Origin of the sequence: Erwinia sp. B116 (assembly GCF_002865965.1) — a bacterium.
GTDB lineage: Bacteria > Pseudomonadota > Gammaproteobacteria > Enterobacterales > Enterobacteriaceae > Erwinia.
Genome location: NZ_JRZZ01000006.1, coordinates 91,612 through 117,721, shown reverse-complemented (window position 1 = coordinate 117,721; position 26,110 = coordinate 91,612). Strand labels below are relative to the sequence as shown.

The following is a 26,110-nucleotide window of genomic DNA, read 5'->3' as shown; positions in this document are numbered from 1 at the left end:
GATCGTGCTCCTTAATCAGTGTGGCGTTGGGCCGTAGCGGATGCGTTTGCCATTCCGGCCGGGCGGTAAACGGGTGAGGGCGATATACAGGCCCGGTTATACCGCTGTGGCCAGCGGGCGACGGCGTGCCAGCGCATGCCAGAAAGTATCGACCGCCTCTTCCAGCCGTGCGGCAAGGCCAGGGGTCAGTTCTGGCTGGCGGTCGTAATGGGCGATCTGGCTGTCATCGGCAAACACGCCGTGCAGCACTTCCTGCGCCTTCAGGGCGTTGAGCACCGGTTTCAACGCATAGTCGACGGCCAGCAGATGGGCGACGGTGCCACCGGTCGCCAGCGGCAGGACCACCTTGTGCTCCAGCGCGCGCTCCGGCAGCAGATCCAGCAGAGTTTTTAGCGCGCCCGCAAATGAGGCTTTATATACCGGCGTAGCGACGATAAAGCCGTCGGCGCTGGCGAGGTCCTCCTTCAGCGCCAGCAGCGCCGGCGAGTCGAAACGGGCGTACAGCAGGTCTTCGGCGTGAAAGTTATGCACGTTCCAGGGGATTACCTCAACGCCGCGGGCTTCCAGCGCACGCTGGCAGACGGTGAGCAGGGCGGTGGACCGGGATGGAAAACGGGGGCTTCCCGCCAGAGTAATAACGCGCATAACCACTCCTTATAACTGAAAGTTATTGATTAAACAGTTTCAAAAAAAAGTTGGTCTTATCCTGACAGAGCGGGAAGGGGGGCTTAAATGATTTATCCGGCATTGAGAAGCTCTAAATCAGATAACGTAGTGCGTTCATCGCGGGTATCAGGCCAGATTGTGGCTTTTTTGGCATTTTTATGCGGCAGGTCATTTCCCTTTACCGGGGGATTCCCGGATAATACGACCCCGATTTTATCCCGGGACCTCAGGAGTGACCATGTACTACCCCTTCGTACGTAAAGCGCTATTTCAGCTCGATCCTGAGCGTGTGCATGAGCTGACCTTACAGCAGCTGAAGCGCCTTTCCGGCACGCCGCTGCGCGGCCTGATCCGTCAGTCGCTGCCTTTCCGGCCGGTGAGCTGCATGGGGCTGACCTTTAAGAACCCGCTGGGCCTGGCGGCTGGCCTCGACAAAAACGGCGAATGCATTGATGCCTTCGGCGCGATGGGCTTTGGTTTTATTGAAATCGGTACCGTTACCCCGCGTCCGCAGCCGGGGAATGATAAGCCGCGCATGTTCCGTATTGTCGAGGCGGGCGGCATTATTAACCGCATGGGCTTTAATAATCTGGGTGTCGATCACCTGGTAGAGAATGTCAAAAAGGCCCATTTCGACGGTATTCTCGGGATCAATATCGGCAAAAATAAAGATACCCCGGTAGAGCAGGGGAAGGACGATTACCTGATCAGCATGGATAAGATTTATCCTTACGCCGGGTATATCGCCATCAATATTTCTTCCCCTAACACGCCGGGACTGCGCTCTTTACAATATGGTGAGGCGCTGGATGATTTGCTGTCGGTGGTCAAAACCCGTCAGGCGGAACTGCAGCAGATCCACCATAAATATGTGCCGGTGGCGGTGAAGATTGCCCCGGACCTGACGGAAGAAGAGCTGATTCAGGTGGCCGACAGCCTGGTGCGGCATAATATAGACGGAGTGATTGCCACCAATACCACCCTCGATCGCTCGCTGGTGGCCGGATTAAAATATGCCGATGAAGCGGGTGGATTAAGCGGTCGTCCGGTGCAGTTACGCAGTACGGAAATTATCCGTCGTCTCTCTGCCGAACTGCAGGGCAGGCTGCCGATTATCGGCGTGGGCGGTATTGACTCCCTGGTCTCGGCGCGGGAAAAAATCGCCGCTGGGGCGACGCTGGTGCAAATATATTCCGGATTTATTTACCAGGGCCCGCCGCTGATAAAAGAAATTGTGACCCATCTCTAAGCCCATTCCGCGTTAACCAGGCCAGAGGCTTTATTTTTGCCTCTGGCTCGTTTATATTTTGTTCTGTTCGATAACTATTCATTTTTTGCTGCCGCGATCGCTGAGATTCAGAGGGGCGCAGATTTTTTCCGGCAGAACACGGCTGACCGGATGTATGTAACAATTTAATACGGGATCCATCATGAGGATAAAACCTGACGATAACTGGCGGTGGTTTTTTGACGCTGAGCATGACCGTATGATGCTGGATATGGCTGACGGTATGCTGTTCCGTTCCCGCTTCCCGCGCAAGATGTTAACGCCGGATGCCTTTACGGTTTCCGGTTTTTGTGTTGATGACGCGGCGCTGTTTTTTACCTTTGACGAGCGCTGCCGTCAGGCCGGAATAAGAGGCGACCGCCGCGCCGAGCTGGTATTAAATGCGCTGGTGGCGATGCGTTTTCTGAAACCGCTGATGCCGAAAAGCTGGCATTTTGAAAGCTATATTCAGCATGACTGGCGGCCGGCAGAAGGCGAGCTGGTTAGCGTACGCGTTACCGACAGCGGCCAGCTGGCCAGCCTGCTGGTGGTGGAGCCGGGCGAGAGCGCCGCGCTGTGCCTGGTGGCGCAGCCGCAGATGACGGTCGCCGGGCGCGGTTTGCAGTTGGGTGACGCGATTAAAATCATGCACGATCGTCTGCTGCCGCAGCAGAAATCAGACGATCTGCGGCTGGCGCGCGCGGTGTAACCCGCGCGGCCGGTTCAGCGCAGCGTCAGGTCGCTGGCCGGAATGCAGCTGCAGCTGAGGATGGTGCCGTCCGCGCGCACCGCCCCTTTTTTCAACGCCTTCACTTCTCCGCTAACCAGCGTGACCTTACAGCTGCCGCAGATGCCGGCGCGGCAGGAGTAGGGGACGGCGATCCCCTGCAACTCCAGCTGCTCCAGCAGCACCTGCTGATTGTCGCCGCAAAAAGCCTTGCCCTGCCAGTTTAGCGTCAGCTCGCTGACCGCGCTGCTGGCGACCTCCAGCGTCTCCACCACCTCGCCCGCGCCGTACAGGCGTGGCGCATGGTGGCTGAGCACTTCCAGCGCATCTCCCACCCGAACCACGCCGCTGTTGCGCGCCACCAGGTTCAGGCCAAAGTCGACGTCGCCGCTGCCGTCCTGCGCGCTGCGAAAGCCCTGTAGCGTGGCTAAGGGTTCGCCGGCGGGGTGTTTGCGCCCGTGCTGCGGGCTGACGGTGGTGAAAATGCAGCGGCTGCAGGGCTTAGGGACATCAAATTCTACTTCGCCGATTTTCAATGACGCCCAGCTGTCCTCCTGCCAGGCCGCGGCGCCGCTCACCACCAGGTTGGGGCGAAACTGTTCCATACGCACGCCTGCCGGGCAGCGCTGCTGCAGGGAGTGTAGCGAGGCTTCATTGACCAGCAGGAACGGGTAGCCATCGGCAAAGCCCAGCGGCGTCTGCTGATAGTGCTTAACCCGGCGGGTCATCTCCGGCCCCGCCCAGCGCAGCTGCACCGGGCGCGGGAAGAAGCCGCTAAGCCACTGGTTGATGCTGTCAGGCGCGATCAGCGCGGTAAAGTGGGTACCCCACACTTCGGTGGGCGCAGGGGCTGGGGCAAAGTCGCTGAACAGCACCGTGGCGCTGCTGCCGTCCGGCGCGCTGAGCTGCAGACCGTTCATAATCAGCGACGGTGTGAACAGCACCATCTCCGGATACTGGCGGGCGGTAATAAAGGTGCCGTCCGGATCGGTCAGCATAAACAGGCGATCGAACGCCAGCCCGCTGGCCAGGGCCTGGGCGTGCGAAACCTGCAGACCGCGCATCGATTTAACCGGATGAATAAACAAGCGTGAGAGAACGATCATGTCGAGACCGATCCTGAATTTAGCGATGAATGCCCGCATGGTAACAAGGGTTTTGCCGTAAAACACGCGATCTTTATGACATGGCGCTCCGATTAGCTATAATGCGCAGCAATTTTCTGAAGACGATAAGTGACGCTATGAATTCTCTGTTTGCCAGTACGGCGCGTGGGCTCGAAGAGCTGTTAAAAAGTGAACTGGAAGCGCTGGGAGCGGAAAGCTGCCAGATCGTCCAGGGCGGCGTACATTATCAGGGCGACGATCGTCTGATGTACCAGAGCCTGATGTGGAGCCGTCTGGCTTCACGCATCCTGCTGCCGCTGACCGAATGTGGGGTTTACAGCGATCTGGATCTTTACCTCGGCGTGCAGGCGATCGACTGGCCGGCGCTGTTCGGCAGCGATAAAACCTTTGCCGTGCACTTCAGCGGCCTGAACGAGGTGATCCGCAACAGCCAGTACGGTGCCCTGAAGGTGAAGGATGCCATCGTTGACAGCTTTACCCGTAAAAATCTGCCGCGTCCGGACGTGGATCGCGAGCAGCCGGATATCCGCGTTAACGTCTGGCTGAATAAAGATACCGCCAGCATCGCGCTGGATTTGAGCGGCGATGGCCTGCACCAGCGCGGCTACCGCCAGCAGACCGGTGCGGCCCCGCTGAAAGAGACGCTGGCCGCCGCCATCGTGCTGCGTTCCGGCTGGCAGGCCGGTAGCCCGCTGGTCGATCCGATGTGTGGTTCCGGCACGCTGCTGCTGGAAGCGGCGATGATCGCCTGCGATCGCGCGCCGGGCCTGCACCGCAACCACTGGGGCTTTACCGGCTGGAACAAGTTTGACGCCGGGCTGTGGCAGGAAGTCAAAACCGAAGCGCAGGTGCGTGCCCGTAAAGGAGCAAAAGAGACCACTTCGCGCTTCTTTGGTTACGATAACGATTCCCGGGTGATTGAAAGCGCGCGCGCTAACGCCCGTCGTGCCGGCGTAGCCGACCTGATCGCCTTCACCGCGCAGGACGTACTGAAGCTGACCAACCCGCTGCCGGAAGGCCCGGCGGGCACGGTGGTCAGCAACCCGCCCTACGGCGAGCGTCTGGAGAGTGAACCGGCGCTGATTGCGCTGCACAGCCAGCTGGGCCGTATTATGAAAAGCCAGTTTGGCGGCTGGAACCTGTCGCTGTTCAGCGCCTCACCGGAGCTGCTGAGCTGCCTGCAGCTGCGCGCCGATCGCCAGTTTAAGGCGAAAAATGGCCCGCTGGACTGCGTACAGAAAAACTATCAGCTGGCGGCCAACCCGTCAGGCGGCGCCGTGGCACAGCTGGCAGATGATTATGCCAATCGCCTGCGTAAGAACCTGAAGAAGCTGGACAAGTGGGCGCGCCAGGAGGGCATTGAGTGCTACCGTATTTACGACGCCGACCTGCCTGACTACAACGTGGCGGTCGACCGTTACGCCGACTGGGTGATTATTCAGGAGTACGCGCCGCCGAAAACCGTCGATGCAACCAAGGCCCGCCAGCGTCTGTTTGACGTGATCGCCGCCACGCTCAGCGTGCTGGAGCTGCCGGCCAACCGTCTGGTGCTGAAGACGCGTGAAAAGCAGAAGGGCACCAGCCAGTACCAGAAGATGAACGAGAAGGGCGACTTTTTCGAAGTGCGCGAGTTTGATGCGAAACTGTGGGTGAACCTGACCGACTATCTCGATACCGGGCTGTTCCTCGATCACCGCATCGCGCGTAAAATGCTGGGCAAGATGAGCGCCGGCAAAGATTTCCTTAACCTGTTTGCCTACACCGGCAGCGCCAGCGTGCACGCCGGCCTGGGCGGCGCGCGCAGCACCACCACCGTTGATATGTCGCGCACCTACCTGGAGTGGGCCGAGCGCAACCTGCGGCTGAACGGCCTGACCGGCCGCCAGCACCGCCTGATGCAGGCGGACTGCCTGAGCTGGCTGCGCGACGCCGACGAACAGTTCGACCTGATCTTTATCGATCCGCCGACCTTCTCCAACTCCAAACGCATGGAAGAGAGCTTCGACGTACAGCGCGATCACCTGGCTCTGATGGGCGATCTGAAGCGTCTGCTGCGCAATAACGGCACCATTATGTTCTCGAACAACAAGCGTGGTTTCAAAATGGATCTGGCCGGCCTTGCCGCGCTGGGCCTGGAAGCCCGCGAAATTACGGACAAAACCCAGTCACAGGATTTTGCCCGCAACCGTCAAATTCACAACTGCTGGCTGCTGACGCACGCCGGTAAGGAATAAAGAGTTATGTCATTAATCAGTATTCATGGCGCTTACCTCTCATTCAGCGATGCGCCGCTGTTGGATAACACTGAGCTGCACATCGAAGAGAACGAGCGCGTCTGTCTGGTCGGGCGTAACGGTGCCGGCAAATCCACGCTGATGAAAATCATCAACCGGGAACAGCCGCTGGACGACGGGCGCATTATTTATGAGCAGGATCTGATCGTGGCGCGTCTGCAGCAGGATCCGCCGCGCAACGTGCAGGGCTCGGTGTATGATTTCGTCGCCGAAGGCGTGCAGGAGCAGGCTGAACACCTGAAAGCCTATCATGCGATTTCCCATCTGGTGATGGAAGATCCGAGCGATAAGAACCTCAACGAGATGGCGCGTCTGCAGACCATCCTCGATCACCAGAACCTGTGGCAGCTGGAGAGCCGTATTCACGACGTGCTCAAGCAGATCGGTCTGGAGCCGGACGTTGAGCTGTCATCGCTCTCCGGCGGCTGGCTGCGTAAGGCGGCGCTGGGGCGTGCGCTGGTCAGCAACCCGAAGGTGCTGATGCTCGATGAGCCGACCAACCACCTGGATATTGAGACCATCGACTGGCTGGAAACCTTCCTGAAGACCTTCCAGGGCAGCATTATCTTTATCTCTCACGACCGTTCGTTTATTCGCAATATGGCGACGCGAATCGTCGATCTTGACCGCGGTAAGCTGGTCTCCTGGCCGGGCGACTACGACCTTTACCTGCTGAGCAAAGAGGAAGCGCTGCGCGTTGAAGAGATGCAGAACGCCGAATTCGACCGCAAGCTGGCGCAGGAAGAGGTGTGGATCCGCCAGGGTATCAAGGCACGCCGTACCCGTAACGAAGGGCGAGTACGTGCGCTGAAAGCGCTGCGTCGCGAACGTTCTGAACGCCGTGAAGTGATGGGCAAAGCCAACATGCAGGTGGAAGAGGCGAGCCGCTCCGGCAAGATCGTCTTTGAGCTGGAAGATGTCGCTTACGGCATCAACGGTAAACAGCTGGTGAACGGTTTCTCCCGTCAGGTACAGCGCGGCGATAAAATTGCCCTGATTGGCCCGAACGGCTGTGGTAAAACTACGCTGCTCAAGCTGATGCTCGACCAGCTGAAGGCCGACAGCGGCCGTGTACATATCGGTACCAAGCTGGAAGTGGCCTACTTTGACCAGCACCGTGCCGAGCTGGATCCGGACCGGACGGTGATGGACAACCTGGCGGAAGGCAAGCAGGAGGTGATGGTCAACGGTAAGCCACGCCACGTGCTGGGCTACCTGCAGGAGTTCCTGTTCCATCCGAAGCGCGCAATGACCCCGGTGCGCGCTCTGTCGGGCGGTGAGCGTAACCGCCTGCTGCTGGCACGCCTGTTCCTCAAGCCAAGCAACCTGCTGATTCTTGATGAACCGACCAACGACCTGGACGTTGAAACGCTGGAGCTGCTGGAAGAGCTGATCGACGGCTATCAGGGCACCGTGTTGCTGGTCAGCCACGACCGTCAGTTCGTCGATAACACCGTGACCGAGTGCTGGATTTTTGAAGGCAACGGCGAGATCGGTGCCTTCGTTGGTGGCTATCATGATGCCCAGCTGCAGCGCAGCGCCTTTAAACAAACCCGTGCGGTTACTAAAGGCAGCAGCGCCCAGCCGCGTCAGGAAAATGTAAAAGCGGAAACGGCCAAAAAACCGGTGGCAAAGTTGAGCTACAATCTACAGCGTGAGCTGGAGCAGCTGCCGCAGAAAATGGAAGCGCTGGAAGCCACCCTGGAGTCTTACCAGGCGCAGGTGGCGGACGCCAGTTTCTTCAATCAGCCCCGTGAGGTAACGCAGCCGGTACTGGATGCGCTGGCCGTTGCGGAAAAAGAGCTGGAAGTGGCCTTTGAGCGCTGGGAATACCTTGAGTCGTTAAGTAACGGCGAATAAGGCAGTGAGTTAAATTCACCGAGGGTCAGGTATGTGTTCGTCGCACCACGCGCATCACTGGATGCTCTGTCCGCAGTGTGACCTGATGACACAAATGCCAGAACTCCGGCCGGGCAGCAAAGCAAGCTGCCCGCGTTGTCATACCACACTCCAAATGAACTGGGTTGAGCCGCGCAGGCGGCCAACCGCCTATGCACTGGCGGCGCTGTTTATGCTGCTGCTGGCCAACCTTTTTCCCTTCGTCAATATGCACGTTGCCGGTCTGAGCAGCGAAATTACCCTGATGCGTATCCCTTCGGTTATGGTTGCGGAGGACTACAGCAGTCTGGCGACGCTGTTCCTGCTGTTTGTTCAGGGCGTACCTGCACTGTGCATGGTGGCGATCCTGCTGCTGGTTAACCCGCTGCGGGTGCCGCCAGCGTTGAAAAAAACGCTGGCGCGCACGCTGTTTCAGCTGAAAAGCTGGGGCATGGCGGAGATTTTCCTCGCCGGCGTGCTGGTCAGCTTCGTCAAGCTGATGGCCTACGGCGATATCGGCATTGGCCTCAGCTTCGTGCCCTGGTGCCTGTTCTGCCTGCTTCAGCTGCGCGCTTTCCAGTGCATCGACAGGCGCACGCTGTGGCAGCAGGTGGCGCCGTTGCCGCCGTTGCCTACAAAACCGGTGCCGGCCATCAGCGGTCTGCGTCAGGGTCTGCGTTCCTGCACCTGCTGTACCGCGGTGCTGGCCAGCGACACCGCTATCTGCCCGCGCTGTGGCACGCACGGGCATGCGCGGCGCAGGCACAGCCTGCAGTGGACCATGGCGCTGCTGATTACCTCGCTGGTGCTCTATATTCCGGCTAACCTGCTGCCGATTATGGTCACTGAAGCGCTGGGCACTCAGATGAACTCGACCATTATGGCCGGGGTGATCCTGTTGTGGAGCGATGGCTCTTATCCGGTGGCGCTGGTGATCTTTATCGCCAGTATTATGGTGCCGTCGCTGAAAATGCTGGCGATAGCCTGGCTGTGCTGGGATGCCAACGGGCACAGCATGAAACCGCGAGACAGCGACCGTATGCACCGCATCTATGAGCTGGTTGAGCTGGTGGGCCGCTGGTCGATGATCGATGTGTTCGTGATTGCCGTGCTCTCTGCGCTGGTGCGTATGGGGCGGCTGATGAGTATTTACCCGGCCATCGGGGCGCTGCTGTTTGCGCTGGTGGTGATCCTGACCATGTTTGCTGCCATTACCTTTGATCCCCGCTTAATCTGGGATCGGACCAGAGAAAAAAGTCTTGAGGAGTCTTCACGTGACGGACAATAACCACGCTACCGCAAAGGTAGATCAGATTAAACGCTGGTCACCGGTGTGGATCATTCCGATCGTCACCGTGCTGATCGGTGCCTGGATCCTGTTTTACCACTTCAGCCATCAGGGGCCGCTGGTGACGCTGATCACCACCAACGCCGAGGGCATTGAAGGGGGGAAAACCACCATCAAAAGCCGCAGCGTCGACGTTGGCGTGGTCGAAAGCGCCGTGCTGACCGACGATCTGCACCATGTCGAGATCACCGCGCGGCTGAATTCCGGTATGGAAAAGCTGCTGCGCGAAGACAGCGCCTTCTGGGTAGTGAAGCCAGCCATCGGCCGTGAAGGCATCACCGGGCTGGGCACGCTGCTCTCCGGGGCCTATATCGAGCTGCAGCCGGGTTCAAAAGGCGAACGTGCCGAGCAGTATAAGCTGCTGGATGCGCCGCCGCTGGCACCGCCGGATGCGAAGGGTATTCGTATTACGCTGGACAGCAGCAAGGCCGGACAGCTTAACGCCGGCGATCCGGTGCTGTTCCGCGGCTACCGCGTCGGCTCCGTGGAGACCAGCGCCTTTGACGCCGACAAACGCCTGATGACCTATCAGCTGTTTGTCGCCGCGCCTTATGACCGCCTGATCACCACCAACGTGCGCTTCTGGAAGGACAGCGGTATCGCGGTGGATATGTCAGCGAACGGCATGCGAGTCGAGATGGGCTCGCTGACTACGCTGTTCAGCGGCGGGGTCAGCTTTGACGTCCCGGACGGCTGGGACCGTGGAGAGCTGGCGCAGAACAAGGCGGAATACAAGCTTTTCGACGACCAGCGCAGCACCCAGGATTCGCTGTATACCGACCATAAAGACTTCCTGCTGTTCTTCAACGACTCGGTACGCGGCCTGCAGGCCGGGGCGCCGGTGGAGTTCCGCGGCATTCGTTTGGGTACCGTGGCAGAAGTGCCGTTTACCGCGCCGGGCATCGCGCAGCGCCTGAACAACGACTACCGCATCCCGGTGCTGATCCGCATCGAACCGGACCGTTTCCGCAAGCAGCTGGGTGACGACTTTAACTTCGAAGAGCACCTGAAGGACGGGATCCGATCCGGCCTGCGCGCCTCGATGAAGTCTGCTAACCTGCTGACCGGTTCGCTGTACGTCGATCTGGATTTCTACGCTAACGCCAAAGCGGTTACCGGCCCGACCACTTTCGCTAACTATGAGCTGATCCCGACCACCAGCGGTGGCCTGGCGCAGATCCAGCAGAAGCTGATGGAATCACTGGATAAGATCAACGCGCTGCCGCTGAACCCGATGGTGAATGAGGCGACCGGTACGCTGAAAGAGAGCCAGCGCACGCTGCGCGAGCTGCAGAAAACGCTGGATAATCTGAACAAGATCACCTCCAGCCAGTCGATGCAGCAGCTGCCCGCCGATATGCAGGGCACGCTGCGTGAGCTGAACCGCAGCATGAAAGGCTTCCAGCCGGGCTCACCGGTTTACAATAAGATGGTCGGCGATATGCAGCGTCTCGACCAGGTGCTGCGCGAGCTGCAGCCGGTATTACGCACGCTGAACAGCAAGAGCAACGCGCTGGTATTTGAGGCCAAACCTGGCGAAGACCCACAGCCGAAGAGGGCGAAATAATGATCAAATGGATGCCGGTTGCGCTGGCACTGGTGCTGACCGCCTGTAGCAGCACCAGCGAGACCCGTTACTACCAGCTGCCAAACCTGACGGCAGCTGGTACCGCGGTCAGCAGTCAGGCGCAGATGCGCCCGCTGTGGGTTGAACACGTTGCGGTGCCCGATTCTCTGGCGGGCAACGGCGTGGTTTACCAGACCAGCGACGTGCAGTACGTGATTGCCAGCAGCAACCTGTGGGCCAGCCCGCTGGATCAGCAGCTGCAGCAGACGCTGGTCAGCAACCTGAGCGCCGCGTTACCCGGCGCGCTGGTGACCACCACTCAGCCCGCGGCGGACCACGATACGCTTAACGTGACGGTGACCGGCTTCCAGGGCCGTTATGATGGCCACGTAGTGGTCAGCGGTGCCTGGGTGCTGGAGCATGATGGACAGCTGCGCCGGCAGAGCTTCGCCATTACCCTGCCGCAGCCGGAGGATGGCTATGACGCGATGGTGCGTACGCTCGCGCAGGGCTGGCTGCAGGCCAGCCGGCAGATGGCTAATGCGATTGCTGCAAAACCTTAATTAAAATCTTTACTTAGTGCCTAAGCCTTTGATTTTTGAAAATTCAGAATTTTCAGAATCAAAGGTTTTTTTTCGTCCCGTCAGCAGGTTAGGGTGCTTTTCGCTAAAAAAAGTCACGCTGATTACGATTTTTTTACGTCACTATTATGACGCTGGCGTGAAAATTGCGCGTTGATCTTTCATTTTAGCCGGGGTAAAACTGTCCTGTGGTTGCGCACAATCTAACCACTGTTTTCTTTCCACCAGATTCCAAGACTCAGATGAGGGAAACGCGGCATGAAGAGACAGAAACGAGATCGCCTGGATCGGGCACATTCAAGAGGTTATCAGGCCGGCATTACCGGGCGCTCTAAAGAGATGTGTCCATACCAATTACTGGATGCACGATCTCACTGGTTGGGAGGCTGGCGACAGGCCATGGAGGACAGGACGGTTAACGCGTAACCCCTGTTCACAGAAAAGGAATGAACCTCCGCTTAAGCGGAGGTTTTCGTTTTGTACCCCGCGGTTCACCCGGCACGGCAATATTCTGCCGGGGGTGAACGCGGGGGCAAAACTATCAGAACGCGGTAGTGTCTTTAAACAGGCCCACTTTCAGGTCGGTGGCTGTATAAATTACGTTACCGTCAACCAGCACTTCACCGTCTGCCACGCCCATTACCAGCTTGCGGTTGATCACGCGTTTGAAGTGGATGCGGTAAGAGACTTTCTTCGCGGTCGGCAGCACCTGACCGGTAAATTTCACTTCGCCCACGCCCAGCGCGCGGCCTTTACCTTCAGCGCCTAACCAGCCGAGGTAGAAGCCAACCAGCTGCCACATGGCATCAAGGCCGAGGCAGCCAGGCATCACCGGATCGCCGATAAAGTGGCAGCCGAAGAACCACAGGTCCGGATTGATATCCAGCTCTGCTTCCACGAAGCCTTTACCGTAGTTACCGCCGTCTTCGGTCATTTTAACTACACGGTCCATCATCAGCATGTTGCCGGACGGCAGTGGCGGGCCTTCAGCACCGAACAGTTCACCGCGACCAGAAGCGATCAGGTCTTCTTTTGTATAGGATTCGCGTTTATCTACCATATTCTCTATAAGCCTTATTTTAATGAAGCACGAAGTTTAGCGAACACGTGTAAGCTGAGCAAGCCCTGTCAGCGCTGGTTGAACCAGTTTAACCAGCGCAGCGGCCAGGGGCGCTGACGCGCGTCTGGCAGGTTGAATTGTGCGATACGCTCCTGAATGGACTGTAACAGGCAAGGCTGCTTCTCTTTGTACCATTCCACGCCGGTTAACAGCGGCAGCGCCTCTTCCACGCCTGAGACGGCCCACAGGTGGAATTTACCCTCACGCACCGCGTCCACCACATCCTGCTGTAAAGAGAGATGACGTACGTTGGCCGTCGGGATGATAATCCCCTGGCTGCCTGACAGGGTGCGCTGGTTGCAGATGGCGAAGAAGCCTTCAATTTTTTCATTCAGGCCGCCGACCGGCTGCACGCGGCCAAACTGGTCGACGGAGCCGGTGACCGCAATCTGCTGATTGATCGGCTGGTCAGCCAGAGCACTGACCAGCGCGCAGAGTTCAGCCAGCGAGGCGCTGTCACCGTCCACTTCGGCGTAGGACTGTTCAAACACAATCGACGCCGAGAAGGGCAGTTGTTGATCCAGGTCCAGTTCGGCCATCAGCCACGCCTGCATGATCATCATGCCCTTGGCGTGAATATTGCCGCCCAGCTCGGCCTTGCGCTCAACGTCGGTGAACTCACCGTCGCCGATGTGTACCACGCAGCTGATGCGTGACGGTTCGCCAAACGCCCGCGGATGGCCGGGAAATTCGATCACCGAGAGGGCGTTAATCTGGCCAACGGCCTCACCCTCGGTTTCAATCAGGATCTGATCGAGCAGGATGTCATCACGGATCCGCTCACTGAGGAAGCCTTCACGCCATTCGCGGGTGGTCAACGCATCGCTGAGGTTTTCACCGCTGAGCAGGCCGGCCTCACTGTACAGGGCGGCCTCCTGCAACTGGCTGGTCAGCCACAGGGGATCGAGCGGCAGCGTATCCTGATCGCCGGTGTAACGCGCGCCTTCACGCACCAGTAACGGCCAGAAGTCGGCAGCCGGGGCCTCATAGCCCAGGTCCTGAGCGATACCGGTCACCCACTGTTGCCACTGGCTGAACTCTTCATCTTCCGCCAGCTGAATATTTTCTTCAAATTCAGCGTACAGCGCCTGCGCGGCCAGTTCCGGCTCGATCTCCTGGAAATCGGCCAGCACGTCGCGTTCGCCGATCAGCAGCAGGCGGAAACTCAACGGCATCGCGGGTATCGCCAGCGGCAGCGGGCGGGTTTCATCCTGCGAGTACCAGATGAACTGGCCGGTGGTCAGCATCTGCTTCAGCCGCATCCACAGCAGCGGCTGTGCCACCAGCGTGCGCAGCGACAGGATCAGCACACCGCCGTTGGCCTGGTGAACCAGCCCCGGCGTCAGCTGGACGTTGCCCTGGTACTGGCGCACGCAGCCAAACAGCTGCTCGGCTTCAATCCAGTCGGCGCAATGGACGCCGCCTTCACTGGCGAACGGCTCGCCGGTGCTCTGTGCCGGATGCCAGTGAACGGTCGTACCGTCGATCTGATAAGAACCACCATACAGCGCATCCGGTTCATCCTCGTGCAGGGAGGAGAGGATACGGTGCAGTAAAGCCAGATATTCAGCACTTTCGGCACATTTAACCAGCATAAGCGGTACTTTTGCCGGGGTTTGCAGGAACAGGTTCAGGCCATTAAACAGGCGCGACTGTACCGAGGCAAAGCACTCTGCATCGGCAACAACGTCCTGGGAAAGAAGATGTTGAAAGCGTTCAGTATCGGGCTGTAGGGCACGCCACTCGAGTTGGTTGCTGGTCAAAGTTATCGTATTTTTCACATTGGAATAAAAGCAGCATTATACAATAATTCAGCCTGTTAAGCACCGCAGACATGCGCTTACGCGGCGGCAGACACATTATTCATCTCACCTCGTCGGTTTTCTTTACTGCCAGATGAAAAAAAGCTGTTATTCTTAAGTCGTTATGTGATCAGCATGAGATTCCGATGAAATATCAGCAACTGGAAAATCTTGAAAGCGGGTGGAAATGGAAGTACCTGGTGAAAAAACACCGCGAGGGAGAATTGATCACGCGTTATATTGAGCAGAGCGCCGCCCAGGCGGTGGTGGAGGAGCTGCTGGCGATGGAGAACCGGCCGGTTGACGTCGCCAACTGGATTGCTGCACACATCAATCCGCTGCTTGAAAACCGGATGAAACAGACCATCCGCGCCCGCCGCAAGCGTCATTTCAATGCGGAACATCAGCACACGCGTAAGAAATCCATCGATCTGGAGTATCTTGTCTGGCAGCGCCTTGCCGGTCTGGCCCAGCGTCGTGACAGCACGCTGTCGGAAACCATCGTGCAGCTGATTGAAGATGCCGAACGCAAAGAAGAGTACGCCAGCCAGATGTCTTCACTGAAGCAGGGACTAAAGGATATGCTTGGCAAACCGGAGTAACGTCAGGAACGGTACGTTAACCCGATGCAGGTATCGCCCGTACTGCACAAAATCAGGACAATAAAAAACCCCGCAGAGCGGGGTTTTTTTGCATCACGGGATGACTTAAGCCTGTGGCTGAGTCACAACGTCTTTGATGCCTTTAACTTCGATCTCTACACGACGGTCTGGCGCCAGGCAGTCGATCAGGGCCGCACGGCCTTTCACGCTGTCACAGGTGCTGCCGGTAACCGGGTTAGATTTACCCTGGCCACGTGCAGAAACTTTGTTAGCCGGGATACCTTTAGAGACCAGGTAGTCAACCACAGACTGAGCGCGCTGCTCAGACAGTTTCTGGTTGTACTGCTCTGAACCGATACGGTCGGTGTAGCCCAGAACAACTACTGAACCGTCTTTCGGATCCAGGTTGCTCAGCTGAGTGTACAGCTGATCCAGAGCCTGCTTGCCTTCTGGCTTCAGGGTAGATTTGTTGAAGTTGAACAGCACGTCAGACTTCAGAGTGAAACGCTTGGTTTCAACAACTGGAGCCGGGGCTGGTGCCGGAGCAACAACCGGTGCAGCAGCTTCTTCCTGACCGAAGCGGTAAGAAACACCTACGCTCAGCAAGGCGTTGTCAGGACGGGTGCCCACAGTACCGGCGTCGCCGATATTGTTGGTCCACTGGTAGTCCAGACGGGTAGCCCACTCAGGGGTCAGTGCGTATTCAACACCAACCGCGGCCAGTGGAGAAACACCGGTGTCGTGGTCAGAGATGCGGCTGCCATCAGAACGTTTCTGAGTGGAGTCTGCACGCCATACCATACCACCCAGACGGGTGTACACGTCCAGGTTGTCCAGCACTGGGTAGCTCAGTTTAGCTGCCAGCTGCACGCCCTGCGCTTTGAATGCGCCATTGGTCACGGTGCCTTTGTAAGGCATACGGCCCAGCCAGTCATAACCCAGCTCGAAGCCCAGGTACTGGTTAGCCTGATAACCACCGAATGCACCCGCGCCCAGCTGATTTTCGTGGGTAGGACCATTGTTGTTTTCGTAACCGTTACCGTAGTAACCTGTGTCATGGTACTGAGACCAGCCCAGTTTAGCACCGGTGTACCAGGTGTCATCTTTAGGGGCGGCCTGCGCTACGGTAGCGAAGCCAGCCAGTGCCACTGCAATTGCGATAGCTGTCTTTTTCATTTTTGCGCCTCGTTATCATCCAAATAGGCAATGAGCTTAAAATAAGCTCTTTGGTTATCCTTGCCGGGCTATGAGCTCATTTATGACTCTTCCAAAAAAGGAGGTTTTTGAGCACCCTGGCGAGATAAAGTCTACAACGTACCGGCAAACTTACAAGTAAGATGTGAGGCCACTCAGCAAAAAAAGGGCGTTTCTTACAAAACTTTTAACATTTCCGAGTGAATTCTGAGGGTGAATGACGGTCTAAATCCCCAGCCAAATCATCCCTGAGCCCCGGTATGACATAATCGGAGGCCCGCACGGCATTGCACAACGAAAAATCCTGAGAAAAATCCTATTTTTACTTAATGATACAAACTCGAGTGAATTTTTAATCCTTTTAACGGTCTCTCCTGCGCAGAAACTGAGCGTTCTGGCCGCATTATTAAACCAAGCGCCTGGCCTGAACCGGCGGCCTGCTCCAGCCGCTGCCGGTCGATTTCTGATATTTCCTCATCAAACCAGCCCAGCACCACACTGTAATTTCCGGTTTGCAACGCTTTGATCATCGCTTCCACGGTCGCAATCGAACCTGAGTGGGGGGCCTGCATCATTTTTTCCAACGGCAGCCCTGACTGCAGCAACCAGTGACGGCTTAGCTTTTGTTGCGGGTTTAGCCACAGCTGCCAGCGAGACTGGGTACTCAGTTGCTGCAGCAGCGGCAGAAGTAACAGCTGAGTCATGCCGGGTTGATTCTGACTGTAAACCAGTTCGCTGACCATGCCGCTGGCGCAGGCAGGGGAGGGGGTGCCGCGCGCTGCTCCATGCCAGGTGCTGTTAACAGACTGAGATTTCAGGGAATGAGTACGCATGATGTCTTCGCTCACGTTGTTACTGTATGAATATACAGTATATGGCTGCTGAGCAAAGATCAACCTTATTTTTTGATGACGTCTCTCAAAATCGCAATCTAAAACGGCGTTATCTAAATTATTGATTGAACGAGTAACAGGGGAAGCGGCATCCTCAGTGCGTTGATTTAAAGGAAGTTGTGAGAGTTTTCTTAAGCGACGCGGAGGATGATGATGAAAAGTTCAAAGGATAGAATTGAAGCCACCAAACAGCGTCTGGCCGCGCTGGGCTGCGTGGAATCACGCACGCAATTTGGCGGCTATTGTCTCTCGGTAGAAAAGACCGTATTCGCGGTGGTGGCGGAGGGGGAACTCTACCTGCGGGCTTGTGAGCAGGTGCAGCCCTACATCGCGGAACGTAAAATGGTGCCGCTAAGTATGCATAAGCGCGGCGTGCCGGTTGAGATGAACTACTATCGGGTAGACAACGCGCTCTGGTCGGACAGCGATCAACTGGTGGCGCTCTCCAGCCTGTGCCTGAAAGGTGCCCAGCGGCAGCGCGAGGCGCGCATCAGCAACCGGCGGATTAAAGATCTGCCCAATATGGGGTTTCGTATGGAGATGCTGCTGCGCCAGGTGGGTATTTATACCATCAACCATCTCCGTCAGCAGGGAGCGAAACAGTGCTGGCTGAAACTACGGGCCTGCAATAAAAACCTTGGCCTTGCCGCACTCCTCGCGCTGGAGGGGGCAATTGTCGGCCGCCATTACGAAGCCCTGCCGCGTGCGGTGAAGGAGGAGCTGCGCATCTGGTTTTACTTGAATGCGCAGCGCGATCGGCGATAACTGGTCTGGGCCGTTAACGGCTGGCGAGACGCCTGTTAAGCCGGGCAATTTCAGGGAGCAGATCGACCAGTAAACCGACCTGCTGCAGCACCAGCGGCTCTTTGGTATTATCCTGGCTCTCCTGGTGTTGAATACGCTCGGCAAGATTGTCGATCATCCTTTGCGCGCGGTCTTCATTTGCGACGTCCGCGTGCAGAATGTCATCGACATAGCAGACGGCATCATCCAGCAATTGCAGCATCTCGTCGCTTTCCAGCCGTTCACGGTGCGCGCCCAGTGCGGAAATATAGCTGAGGAACAGATGGTTCAGGCCCAGCAGTCGAAACGCCGCTTCCCGCAATGCCCGGTCGCTTTTGTTATCGGCTGACAGGCTGGAGACCACCGATGCCAGCTCGGCGTCCGCATTGTGCGCATCGCGGCGGGCCACACGATAGTCGAGCCGGTTATCTTTACCCTGATGATACTGAATCAGAATCGCATCCAGATAGCGGCAGTTGGCGTTCAGGGTGCGCTGTGCCACGGCGGGCAGCCGGCGGAATCGCCAGTCAGGCCAGATAAACATCACCGCCAGCCAGGCAATACCGCAGCCCAGCAGGGTATCGATGATGCGCGGCAGCGCCACCTCAAAGCCCTCTCCCAGCAGGTTGAAGCAGAACAACACCAGCAGGGTGATAAACATGGTGGCATGCGCGTACTGCACATTACGGAAGGCAAAAAACAGCACGCCGAACAGCACGATCAGCAGAAGTTGCCCCTCGGTGGAGGGAACCAGCCACAGCAGGGGCAGACCAATGGCGATGCCCGCCAGCGTACCGAGGATACGCAGCGTCAGCCGGCGGCGCGTGGCGCTGTAATTAGGCTGGCAGACGAACAGGCTGGTCAGCAGGATCCAGTAACCATGCTGTAGCCCGGTCAGCTGAATAAAGGCATAGCCGGTGCATAACAGCAGCGACAGGCGCACCGCATGGCGAAACAGCGGAGATTCCGGGCTGAGATGGCGGCTGAGCCGCAGGCGGATATCGCCCCAGCCGGTCAGGCCGTCGCTGGACAGCCGCTGATCGGACGGCGGTGTGCCGGGCGGGTTCTGTCCGGACTCAATCGTGGCCAGCTGGGCGTCGATCGCCTTCAGATTATTGAGCAGATAGTGCATCGCCTGCAGCTCGGTACTGTCCGGCTGCTGGCCATCCAGACGCGCCAGCGTGGCATTGAGGTTGTGGAACATTCGCTCGAAGCGCACATCGTGCTGGTAGGGCACGCGCAGCAGGATCGCCTGCGACAGCTGCTCACAGGCGCGTGCCTGCAGCGTCAGCAGACGCTGGAAGCGGAACAGGATATCGCTGGCCCCCCATGACTGACGCAGGTGGTGGTACTGCACGTGCGACGAGCTGGCGCGTTCGTGTATATCCTGTGCGACAAAATAGAAGTGCAGCGTGCGCCGGGTGCCGCGCTGGCCACGATCGCCGCGCAGGCGCGACTGAATCGAACTTTTCGCCTGGTTAAGCACCGCCACCAGTTTGCTGTTCTCCATCGCTACGGCTATCAGCGCCTGGCGGTCATCCTGCTCCAGGTCCGGGTCAAACAGGCTGGCTTTCGCTTCCAGGTACTGCGCCAGCTGGCTGAAGCAGCGGGAGAGATTATCCTGCAGCGGGCGGATCGGAAACAGCAGGTGTCCGCTCAGTGTCAGCAGGTTGTACCACACGGCTCCCAGCAGCAGCAGCAGCGGCTGCAGATACCACTGCTCAAACAGGTTGATGCCAAGCATGGTATAAATAGCGATCAGCACGGCGCCAAAGGCGATGGTGGCGTAACGCGGCCCCAGTGCACCCAGTAAAATAAATCCCCAGCTGGAGATCGCCAGTCCGACCACAAACAGCCACGGATGGGGGAATAACAGCTCCACGGAGACCGAGGCGATGCAGAAACAGGTCAGGGTGATCAGCAGATTACGCAACCTGCCGCTCAGGCGATCGTCGAGGTCGGTCAGCGCCGCAGCCACCACCCCAAGGGTCAGCGGAATGGTCCAGCTAATCTGATCCAGCCACCACGGCAGCGCCGCGGTGCCGGCCAGCGCCAGGGTAATGCGCAGGTTATACAGCCAGCTGGTATTGAAAGCGTAGCGGTGCAGCCCGCGGGTGATAAGTGCAGTCATTCCCGGATCTTAGCGGAACTGTCCGCGCGCACGGGCTTCGCGCGCGGCGCGGGCCACCTCGACCGACACCACGCGGCGGCCTACCGGCCACAGCGCAATGGCCGCGATTTTCAGATTGGCGATACCAACCGGAATGCCAATAATAGTGATGCACTGCGCGATACCCGCCATAATATGCATCAGGCACAGCCACCAGCCGAAAAAGATAAACCACAGGATATTCAGCAGCGTGCCGCCGGAGTTGAGCAGCGCGCTTTTGCCGCCCGGATTAAGTTCATCGACGTGAACGGCTTCGTTGCCAAAAGGCAGCAGCGACAGTTTGGTGATCTCCCAGCAGGAGCGGGTGAGCGGCAGCGTGAAGATGAAGATAATGCTGACTACGGTGGCCAGTAGCCAGGATAGCGTGGTCAGAAAGCCACCAAGAACAAAATTCAGAATATTGAGAACTGCGCGCATCGCGGGGCTCCTTCTCAGACAGGGTGTCAGGACAATCGCTTGATTGTAACGTGTTTTAGCACTGGAGCGGTATCGCCGCGCCCGTTAAACTGTCGTCAGAAGAAAATAACCGCAGCCCAGGGGCACCGGAATGGAACTGAAAGCAACGTCGCTGGGCAAACATCTGGCACAGCATCCCTATAATCGCGTGCGGCTGCTGAACGCGGGCGTCGAGGTGAGCGGCGAAAAGCATGAGTACGTTATCCCGTTTAACCAGCTGCTGGCCGTCAGGTGCAAGCGTGGGCTGGTGTGGGGAGAGCTGGAATTCTCCCTGCCGGATGACAAAGTTGTGCGTTTACACGGTACCGAATGGGGTGAAACTCAGCGTTTCTTCCACTACTTCAGCCATGCGTGGCAGCAGTGGAGCGAAGAGATGAGCGGCATTGCCGCCGTCGTGCTGGAGGCGCAGGCCGGACGTCTGCGCGAGCTGGAACAGCAGGACCGCTGGCTGAAACGGGCGGATATCAGCAGCTTTCAACAGCAGATCGATGACACCTTTGCCGCCCTGCCGCTACCCGTTGACCGGCTGATGGACTTTGACGCCTGCAGCGAGCCCTATGAGTACTGCCTGCGGTGGCTGCAGGACAGCGAGAGCCAGCGGCAGACGCGTAACGGTGCATGGACCCGGCGCATGCTGCAGCAGTATGCTGATTTCTTCGACGGTGTGGAGAGCTCGCCGCTGAATGATGCCCAGGCGCGGGCGGTGGTCAACGGCGAGGAGTCGGTGCTGGTGCTGGCCGGGGCGGGCAGCGGTAAAACCTCGGTGCTGGTGGCGCGAGCCGGCTGGCTGCTGCTGCGTAAGCAGGCGGTCGCCAGCCAGATCCTGCTACTGGCCTTCGGCCGCCAGGCGGCGCAGGAGATGAACGCGCGCATCAGTGAACGGCTGCACAGCGACGAGATTGAAGCCCGCACCTTCCATTCGCTGGCGCTGCTCATTATTCAGCAGGGCAGCAAGAAGTCCCCGAAGGTCAGCCGTCTTGAAAGCGATACCGACGCCCGCCATCGGCTGCTTATCGACGCCTGGCGTCAGCAGTGCAGCGAGAAGAAGGCGCAGGCCAGCGGCTGGCGGCAGTGGCTGACCGATGAGCTGGAGTGGCAGCTGGACGACGGCAGTTTCTGGCAGGATGACCGGCTGGCTAAAAAACTGGCCAGCCGGCTCGACCGCTGGCTGGGGCTGATGCGCACGCACGGCGGCGCGCAGGCGGCGATGATCGACAGCGCGCCGGAAGCGGTGCGCGATCTGTTCAGCAAACGTATCCGGCTGATGGCGCCGCTGTTGAAAGCGTGGAAAAACGCGCTGAAGGAGGAGGGAGCGGTGGATTTCGCCGGCCTGATCCATCAGGCGGTCAATATTCTGGAAAAAGGCCGTTTTGTCAGCCCGTGGAAGCATATCCTCGTCGATGAGTTTCAGGATATCTCCCCGCAGCGGGCCGCGCTGCTGTCTGCGCTGCGGCGGCAGAACAGCCAGACCACGCTGTTTGCCGTCGGTGATGACTGGCAGGCGATTTACCGCTTCAGCGGCGCCGAGATGACCCTGACCACCGCGTTCCATCACTACTTTGGTGAAGGTGACCGCTGCGTGCTCGACACCACCTACCGCTTTAACCAGCGCATCGGCGAGGTGGCCAACCGCTTTGTGCAGAGCAACCCGCATCAGTTAAAAAAGCCGCTCAACAGCCTGACGAAGGGCGGTGCTAAAGCGGTACAGCTGCTGCCGGATGACCAGCTGGAAGCGCTGATTAATAAAATGAGCGGTTACGTAAAAAGTGGCGAACGGGTGCTGCTGCTGGCGCGCTATCACTATCTCCGGCCGCCGTTGCTCGATAAGGCTGCGACCCGCTGGCCTAATCTGACGCTGGATTTTATGACCATTCATGCCAGTAAGGGGCAGCAGGCGGATTACGTGATCCTGCTGGGGCTGAGCGCGGGTAAAGAGGGCTTCCCGGCCGCGGCACGCGAATCGGTAATGGAGGCGGCGTTGCTACCCCAGGCAGAAGATTTCCCGGATGCGGAAGAGCGGCGGCTGGCCTACGTGGCGCTGACCCGCGCCCGTCACCAGGTGTGGCTGATGGTCGATCGCCAGCAGCCTTCGGCCTTTGTTGCAGAGTTAATTCGTCAGGGCGTTCCGCAGTTGAGAAAACCCTGACGCCAGCGGGCGTTACTTCAGACGTTGCTGCAGGTAACGCTCGTAGTCAGGGATCTGAATGGCCAGCTCGCCGGAGAACAGCGGTGAACTGATAATGAAGTCGGCCGTCGCCAGGTTGGTGGCCACCGGAATGTTCCACACGGTGGCCAGCCGCAGCAGGGCCTTAACGTCAGGATCGTGCGGTACCGCGTTAAGTGGGTCCCAGAAGAAGATCAGCACGTCGATCCTGCCTTCTGAAATCAGCGCACCCACCTGCTGATCGCCGCCCATCGGGCCGCTGAGCATGGCGGTGACCGGCAGTCCTGTAGCGCGCTGCACCAGATTGCCGGTGGTGCCGGTAGCGTAGAGCGTATGGTGCTGCAGCAGCGTTTTGTGGGCGGCTACCCACTGCATCAGAGTGTCTTTACAGTGGTCATGCGCCACCAGCGCAATATGCTTACTCGGCGCGAGGGTACGGCTTGTCTGGTCCATTCAACTTTCCTGTGAGCAAAGAGGGTGATGTTATTATCAGGTCAAACAGGGAGTTGAGTGTAGCGCCAGCGGCAAAGCGGGATCAACTGGTATGCAGCGCCTTCAGCAGCATCACAAAACGCTGGCGGGTGGCGGAGTCCACCTGCTGATACCACAGGTGCAACATACGCTCGGCGGCGCTGTGGCTGTCGGCCATCTCTGCGGCCGGTGGGCCGGCCAGCGCTGAACGCTGCCCTGACTGTGCGAAACGCGGCACCGAGGCAATTTTACCGGTGAGGTTGTACTGGATCATCACCTGTTCCGCATCGCCGTTGATCGGCTGCAGCAGCCGGTCGCGCTTGCTGGCTATTTCATTACCCTGCTCATCGACCAGCCTGAACTGCGGCTTTTTATCAAAGGCCCTGCCGTCGTGTGGCGTACCGATCGCCGGGAACTGGATCACTACCGAACGGCTGTTGGTGATAAAGGTGACGATCTGTGGTGCTGAGCGCCAGGTGTCGCGCTGGTGGGCCAGTGGATTAAGGTTTTTTTCCAGGCGGAACAGCAGCTGATGTTCACCACGTTCCAGTTCCAGCCCGTCGGCGCCTTTCAGGAGAGATCCTGAAATCCGGCGCCCGTCAAGCACCAGCAGGTCCAGTTCAGGGGAGAGTTTTAACGTGGTGGCGGGTACCGCGGCGGCAACCAGCATCATGACCAACCCGGTGATAACCTTATACAACTTCATTGTTTCTCCAGCCCGGTCAGCGACGGCATAAATTCGAATGTATCAAAGTCTTTCAGTATGGCAGCATATTAACATTTTAAAATATTTAATCGTGCTATATATCATAAAACGCACAACCGGGATCGGCGATCCCCGGATGGCGTCGCCCGTGTCAGCCACACTCTCTGACACGCTTTATCAGCAAATGGAGGCCTTAGATGAGCGATCAAACGATTAATGACGTGCTGAATACCACCCGCAGCATTGCGCTGGTGGGGGCCAGTGACAATCCGGCGCGCGCCAGTTACCACGTGATGGCGTTTCTGCTGGCGCAGGGCTATCAGGTGATCCCGGTCAGCCCGAAGCTGGCGGGAAAGGAGCTGCTGGGGCAGAAGGCGTACGCCAGGCTGGCCGATATTCCGCAGCCGGTAGACATGGTTGACGTATTCCGCAATTCTGAAGCCGCGTGGGGGGTAGCGCAGGAAGCGATCGCCATTGGCGCTAAAACGCTGTGGCTGCAGATTGGGGTGATCAATGAACAGGCGGGTGTACTGGCGGCTGACGCCGGACTGAAGGTAATAATGGATCGCTGCCCGAAGGTAGAGATACCGCGGCTGGGGCTGCTGAAAAGCGCCTGAAATCCGGCCCCGCCGATCGCGGGGCCGGACTCAGTTACGCAGGTGAGGCGCGCTTAGCTGCTGACGCACCGAGGCGGCCAGTTCATCAAGGGAGGAGTGCCCGGGATGGTCATCCGGGGCTTCCCACGAAAGCTGCGCCTCAGCCAGATAGGTGTGCACCGTCTGGCCCTCGTCATCTTCCATCACCACGTGATACCAGGGTGCGGTGCGAAACGCATCGTAACCGTCGATCTCGGTGACCGCCGGATCTTTCAGCGAGTACTCCGCGTCAACGTCCACCACCACGCCAGGGAAACCCAGCAGCTGGTGACGCACCTGCTGGCCAATACCGAATTTGCTGGCAATCATCATGACCTCCTGAAAAAGTTGCCCTGAACATAATATCGGGGCAGGACAACCTTTTTTCAAGTCACAGAACGTGGCAGGCAAATCCTTTCAGGTACAGCCCTTCCGGGTAGCTGGCCAGCACCGGGTGATCGGCCGCCTGGCGGAACTGCTCGATAAACTGCACTTCACGGCGTGCATCAATCGCGGCGTCAGCGACAATCTTCTGGAACAGGTCGGTGGTCATCAGGCCGGAACAGGAGAAGGTCAGCAGCGTGCCGCCCGGATTCAGCAGCTGCATCGCCAGCATGTTGATATCCTTATAACCGCGGCAGGCGCCCATCAGCTGATTTTTATTTTCAACGAACTTCGGCGGGTCCATCACGATCAGGTCAAACTTTTCACCTTCGTCGCGGTAGCGGCGCAGCAGTTTAAACACGTCATCACGCACAAACTGCGCCTTAGACAGGTCCAGCCCGTTCAGCTCAACGTTCTGTTTCGCCACGTCCAGCGCGTCCTGTGAGGTATCGACGCTGATCACTTCGCTGCAGCCGCCCATCAGCGCGGAAACGGCGAAGCCGCCGGTGTAGGAGAAGCAGTTCAGCACACGACCGTCTTTTGCGTAACGGCGGGTCGCCAGACGGCTGTCGCGCTGATCGAGGTAATAGCCGGTTTTGTGGCCGGTCTGAATGTCGACCAGCAGTTTCATACCGTGTTCGGTAATCGGCAGTAGCGCTGGCGGGGTGTCGCCCAGCACCACGCCCTGCGTCATATCCAGCCCCTCTTTCTTACGCACGCTGACGTCAGAGCGGTCGTAAATGGCACAGCCAGGGTAGCAGGTTTGCAGTGCGGTGATCAGCGCGGCGCGCTGGTATTCCGCACCGGCGGATAGCAGCTGTAATACCAGGAAGTTGCCGAAGCGATCAATGGTGACGCCCGGAAGACCGTCGGATTCCCCGGCGATAATCCGGTAGCTGTCGAGATCGTCACGTACCGCCAGCCAGTCGCGCAGCCGCTGGGCCGCCTGCAGGCGACGGACGAAGAAGTCGATATCAATGGATTCATCTGCGTCCCAGCTCCAGACGCGGGCGCGGATCTGTGATTCGGGAGACCAGGCGGCACGCGCCAGCCATTTTCCCTGGCTGTCGCAGACGTCAATGGTTTCACCCGAACTGGCTTTACCTTCCAGGCGGGCAACCGCGCCGGAAAAGACCCACGGATGGCGACGAAGTAAGGACTTTTCACGCCCTTTGGCAAGAATTAAACGAACGGTCATATTTGCTATGCTTATATTCAGAAAGATCGACGGGTATTGTCCGGTGCCGGTTGCCAAAAAGCAATCGCTGCCGGGGT

General features: G+C 58.3%; 24 protein-coding genes. 12 read left to right on the top strand and 12 right to left on the bottom strand.

The genetic code is table 11. The annotated features are described in order from the left end of the window. Positions 1 to 96 precede the first annotated feature (96 nt). Positions 97 to 645, bottom strand: a complete 549-nt coding sequence (gene ssuE, locus NV64_RS06935; RefSeq protein WP_056236850.1) for an NADPH-dependent FMN reductase — start codon at positions 643 to 645, stop codon at positions 97 to 99. Positions 646 to 904: 259 nt separating this feature from the next. Between ssuE and pyrD the strand changes: the two genes are divergently transcribed. Then, on the top strand, positions 905 to 1,915 hold the full coding sequence (pyrD, locus tag NV64_RS06930) for a quinone-dependent dihydroorotate dehydrogenase (RefSeq protein WP_101505602.1): 1,011 nt from the start codon (positions 905 to 907) through the stop codon (positions 1,913 to 1,915). 181 nt (positions 1,916 to 2,096) lie between these two features. Continuing rightward, a complete protein-coding gene (locus NV64_RS06925) occupies positions 2,097 to 2,642 on the top strand; it encodes a cell division protein ZapC (protein ID WP_056236847.1) in 546 nt (181 codons plus the stop codon). Between the two features lie 14 nt (positions 2,643 to 2,656). On the opposite strand, the gene NV64_RS06920 is transcribed toward NV64_RS06925, so the two are convergent. Then, complete coding sequence (locus NV64_RS06920) at positions 2,657 to 3,766, bottom strand: YcbX family protein (protein WP_056236845.1); 1,110 nt, start codon at positions 3,764 to 3,766, stop codon at positions 2,657 to 2,659. 137 nt (positions 3,767 to 3,903) lie between these two features. Here NV64_RS06920 and rlmKL point away from each other — a divergent pair, with 137 nt between their 5' ends. The 6 genes from rlmKL to rmf all read left to right on the top strand — a co-directional run bounded on the left by rlmKL (position 3,904) and on the right by rmf (position 11,881). Further along, positions 3,904 to 6,021 carry a bifunctional 23S rRNA (guanine(2069)-N(7))-methyltransferase RlmK/23S rRNA (guanine(2445)-N(2))-methyltransferase RlmL gene (gene rlmKL, locus NV64_RS06915; RefSeq protein ID WP_056236843.1) on the top strand — a complete coding sequence of 706 codons (2,118 nt, stop codon included), beginning with the start codon at positions 3,904 to 3,906 and terminating at the stop codon, positions 6,019 to 6,021. A gap of 6 nt (positions 6,022 to 6,027) precedes the next feature. Further along, on the top strand, positions 6,028 to 7,941 hold the full coding sequence (locus tag NV64_RS06910; RefSeq protein ID WP_056236842.1) for an ABC transporter ATP-binding protein: 1,914 nt from the start codon (positions 6,028 to 6,030) through the stop codon (positions 7,939 to 7,941). Positions 7,942 to 7,972: 31 nt separating this feature from the next. Next, positions 7,973 to 9,247, top strand: a complete 1,275-nt coding sequence (gene pqiA / locus NV64_RS06905; RefSeq protein ID WP_056236840.1) for a membrane integrity-associated transporter subunit PqiA — start codon at positions 7,973 to 7,975, stop codon at positions 9,245 to 9,247. Beyond that, the gene (gene pqiB, locus NV64_RS06900; RefSeq protein ID WP_056236838.1) at positions 9,234 to 10,874 is read left to right on the top strand and encodes an intermembrane transport protein PqiB; all 1,641 of its coding nucleotides are present in this window, start codon (positions 9,234 to 9,236) and stop codon (positions 10,872 to 10,874) included. The genes pqiA and pqiB overlap by 14 nt, the downstream gene beginning before the upstream one ends. After that, positions 10,874 to 11,437 (top strand): membrane integrity-associated transporter subunit PqiC, encoded by a 564-nt coding sequence (pqiC, locus tag NV64_RS06895; RefSeq protein ID WP_101505601.1) that lies wholly within the window; start codon positions 10,874 to 10,876, stop codon positions 11,435 to 11,437. Before pqiB ends, pqiC begins: the two co-directional genes overlap by 1 nt. 276 nt (positions 11,438 to 11,713) lie before the next feature. Continuing rightward, entirely contained in the window at positions 11,714 to 11,881 is a 168-nt protein-coding gene (gene rmf / locus NV64_RS06890) for a ribosome modulation factor (protein ID WP_072166377.1), read from the top strand. A gap of 115 nt (positions 11,882 to 11,996) precedes the next feature. On the opposite strand, the gene fabA is transcribed toward rmf, so the two are convergent. Continuing rightward, positions 11,997 to 12,515 carry a bifunctional 3-hydroxydecanoyl-ACP dehydratase/trans-2-decenoyl-ACP isomerase gene (gene fabA, locus NV64_RS06885; RefSeq protein WP_056236835.1) on the bottom strand — a complete coding sequence of 173 codons (519 nt, stop codon included), beginning with the start codon at positions 12,513 to 12,515 and terminating at the stop codon, positions 11,997 to 11,999. Positions 12,516 to 12,583: 68 nt separating this feature from the next. Beyond that, positions 12,584 to 14,338, bottom strand: a complete 1,755-nt coding sequence (locus NV64_RS06880; protein ID WP_101505600.1) for a Lon protease family protein — start codon at positions 14,336 to 14,338, stop codon at positions 12,584 to 12,586. 185 nt (positions 14,339 to 14,523) lie between these two features. On the opposite strand from NV64_RS06880, the gene matP reads away from it, so the two are divergent. Next, positions 14,524 to 14,979, top strand: coding sequence for a macrodomain Ter protein MatP (gene matP / locus NV64_RS06875; protein ID WP_056236831.1), 456 nt, complete (start codon positions 14,524 to 14,526; stop codon positions 14,977 to 14,979). Between the two features lie 105 nt (positions 14,980 to 15,084). Here the strand turns inward: matP and ompA are convergent, their stop codons facing one another. Both ompA and sulA read right to left on the bottom strand, forming a co-directional pair. Continuing rightward, on the bottom strand, positions 15,085 to 16,155 hold the full coding sequence (gene ompA / locus NV64_RS06870) for a porin OmpA (protein WP_056236830.1): 1,071 nt from the start codon (positions 16,153 to 16,155) through the stop codon (positions 15,085 to 15,087). A gap of 344 nt (positions 16,156 to 16,499) precedes the next feature. Continuing rightward, complete coding sequence (gene sulA / locus NV64_RS06865) at positions 16,500 to 17,006, bottom strand: SOS-induced cell division inhibitor SulA (protein WP_056237171.1); 507 nt, start codon at positions 17,004 to 17,006, stop codon at positions 16,500 to 16,502. A 213-nt stretch (positions 17,007 to 17,219) separates the two neighbouring features. Between sulA and NV64_RS06860 the strand changes: the two genes are divergently transcribed. Further along, positions 17,220 to 17,831, top strand: coding sequence for a TfoX/Sxy family protein (locus NV64_RS06860; protein WP_101505613.1), 612 nt, complete (start codon positions 17,220 to 17,222; stop codon positions 17,829 to 17,831). Between the two features lie 13 nt (positions 17,832 to 17,844). Here the strand turns inward: NV64_RS06860 and yccS are convergent, their stop codons facing one another. Further along, positions 17,845 to 19,980 (bottom strand): YccS family putative transporter, encoded by a 2,136-nt coding sequence (gene yccS / locus NV64_RS06855; protein WP_101505599.1) that lies wholly within the window; start codon positions 19,978 to 19,980, stop codon positions 17,845 to 17,847. A gap of 9 nt (positions 19,981 to 19,989) precedes the next feature. Next, a complete protein-coding gene (locus tag NV64_RS06850; RefSeq protein ID WP_101505598.1) occupies positions 19,990 to 20,436 on the bottom strand; it encodes a YccF domain-containing protein in 447 nt (148 codons plus the stop codon). Between the two features lie 130 nt (positions 20,437 to 20,566). On the opposite strand from NV64_RS06850, the gene helD reads away from it, so the two are divergent. Further along, the gene (gene helD, locus NV64_RS06845; protein WP_101505597.1) at positions 20,567 to 22,621 is read left to right on the top strand and encodes a DNA helicase IV; all 2,055 of its coding nucleotides are present in this window, start codon (positions 20,567 to 20,569) and stop codon (positions 22,619 to 22,621) included. Positions 22,622 to 22,633: 12 nt separating this feature from the next. Here helD and NV64_RS06840 read toward each other — a convergent pair whose 3' ends face one another. Both NV64_RS06840 and NV64_RS06835 read right to left on the bottom strand, forming a co-directional pair. Next, complete coding sequence (locus tag NV64_RS06840; RefSeq protein ID WP_056236823.1) at positions 22,634 to 23,092, bottom strand: methylglyoxal synthase; 459 nt, start codon at positions 23,090 to 23,092, stop codon at positions 22,634 to 22,636. An 82-nt stretch (positions 23,093 to 23,174) separates the two neighbouring features. After that, positions 23,175 to 23,816, bottom strand: a complete 642-nt coding sequence (locus NV64_RS06835) for a DUF2057 family protein (RefSeq protein ID WP_056236822.1) — start codon at positions 23,814 to 23,816, stop codon at positions 23,175 to 23,177. A 197-nt stretch (positions 23,817 to 24,013) separates the two neighbouring features. On the opposite strand from NV64_RS06835, the gene NV64_RS06830 reads away from it, so the two are divergent. Then, complete coding sequence (locus NV64_RS06830; RefSeq protein WP_101505596.1) at positions 24,014 to 24,433, top strand: CoA-binding protein; 420 nt, start codon at positions 24,014 to 24,016, stop codon at positions 24,431 to 24,433. Between the two features lie 30 nt (positions 24,434 to 24,463). Here NV64_RS06830 and hspQ read toward each other — a convergent pair whose 3' ends face one another. Next, positions 24,464 to 24,781 carry a heat shock protein HspQ gene (hspQ, locus tag NV64_RS06825; protein ID WP_056236819.1) on the bottom strand — a complete coding sequence of 106 codons (318 nt, stop codon included), beginning with the start codon at positions 24,779 to 24,781 and terminating at the stop codon, positions 24,464 to 24,466. A 61-nt stretch (positions 24,782 to 24,842) separates the two neighbouring features. Further along, positions 24,843 to 26,033, bottom strand: a complete 1,191-nt coding sequence (rlmI, locus tag NV64_RS06820) for a 23S rRNA (cytosine(1962)-C(5))-methyltransferase RlmI (RefSeq protein ID WP_056236817.1) — start codon at positions 26,031 to 26,033, stop codon at positions 24,843 to 24,845. Positions 26,034 to 26,110 lie beyond the last annotated feature (77 nt).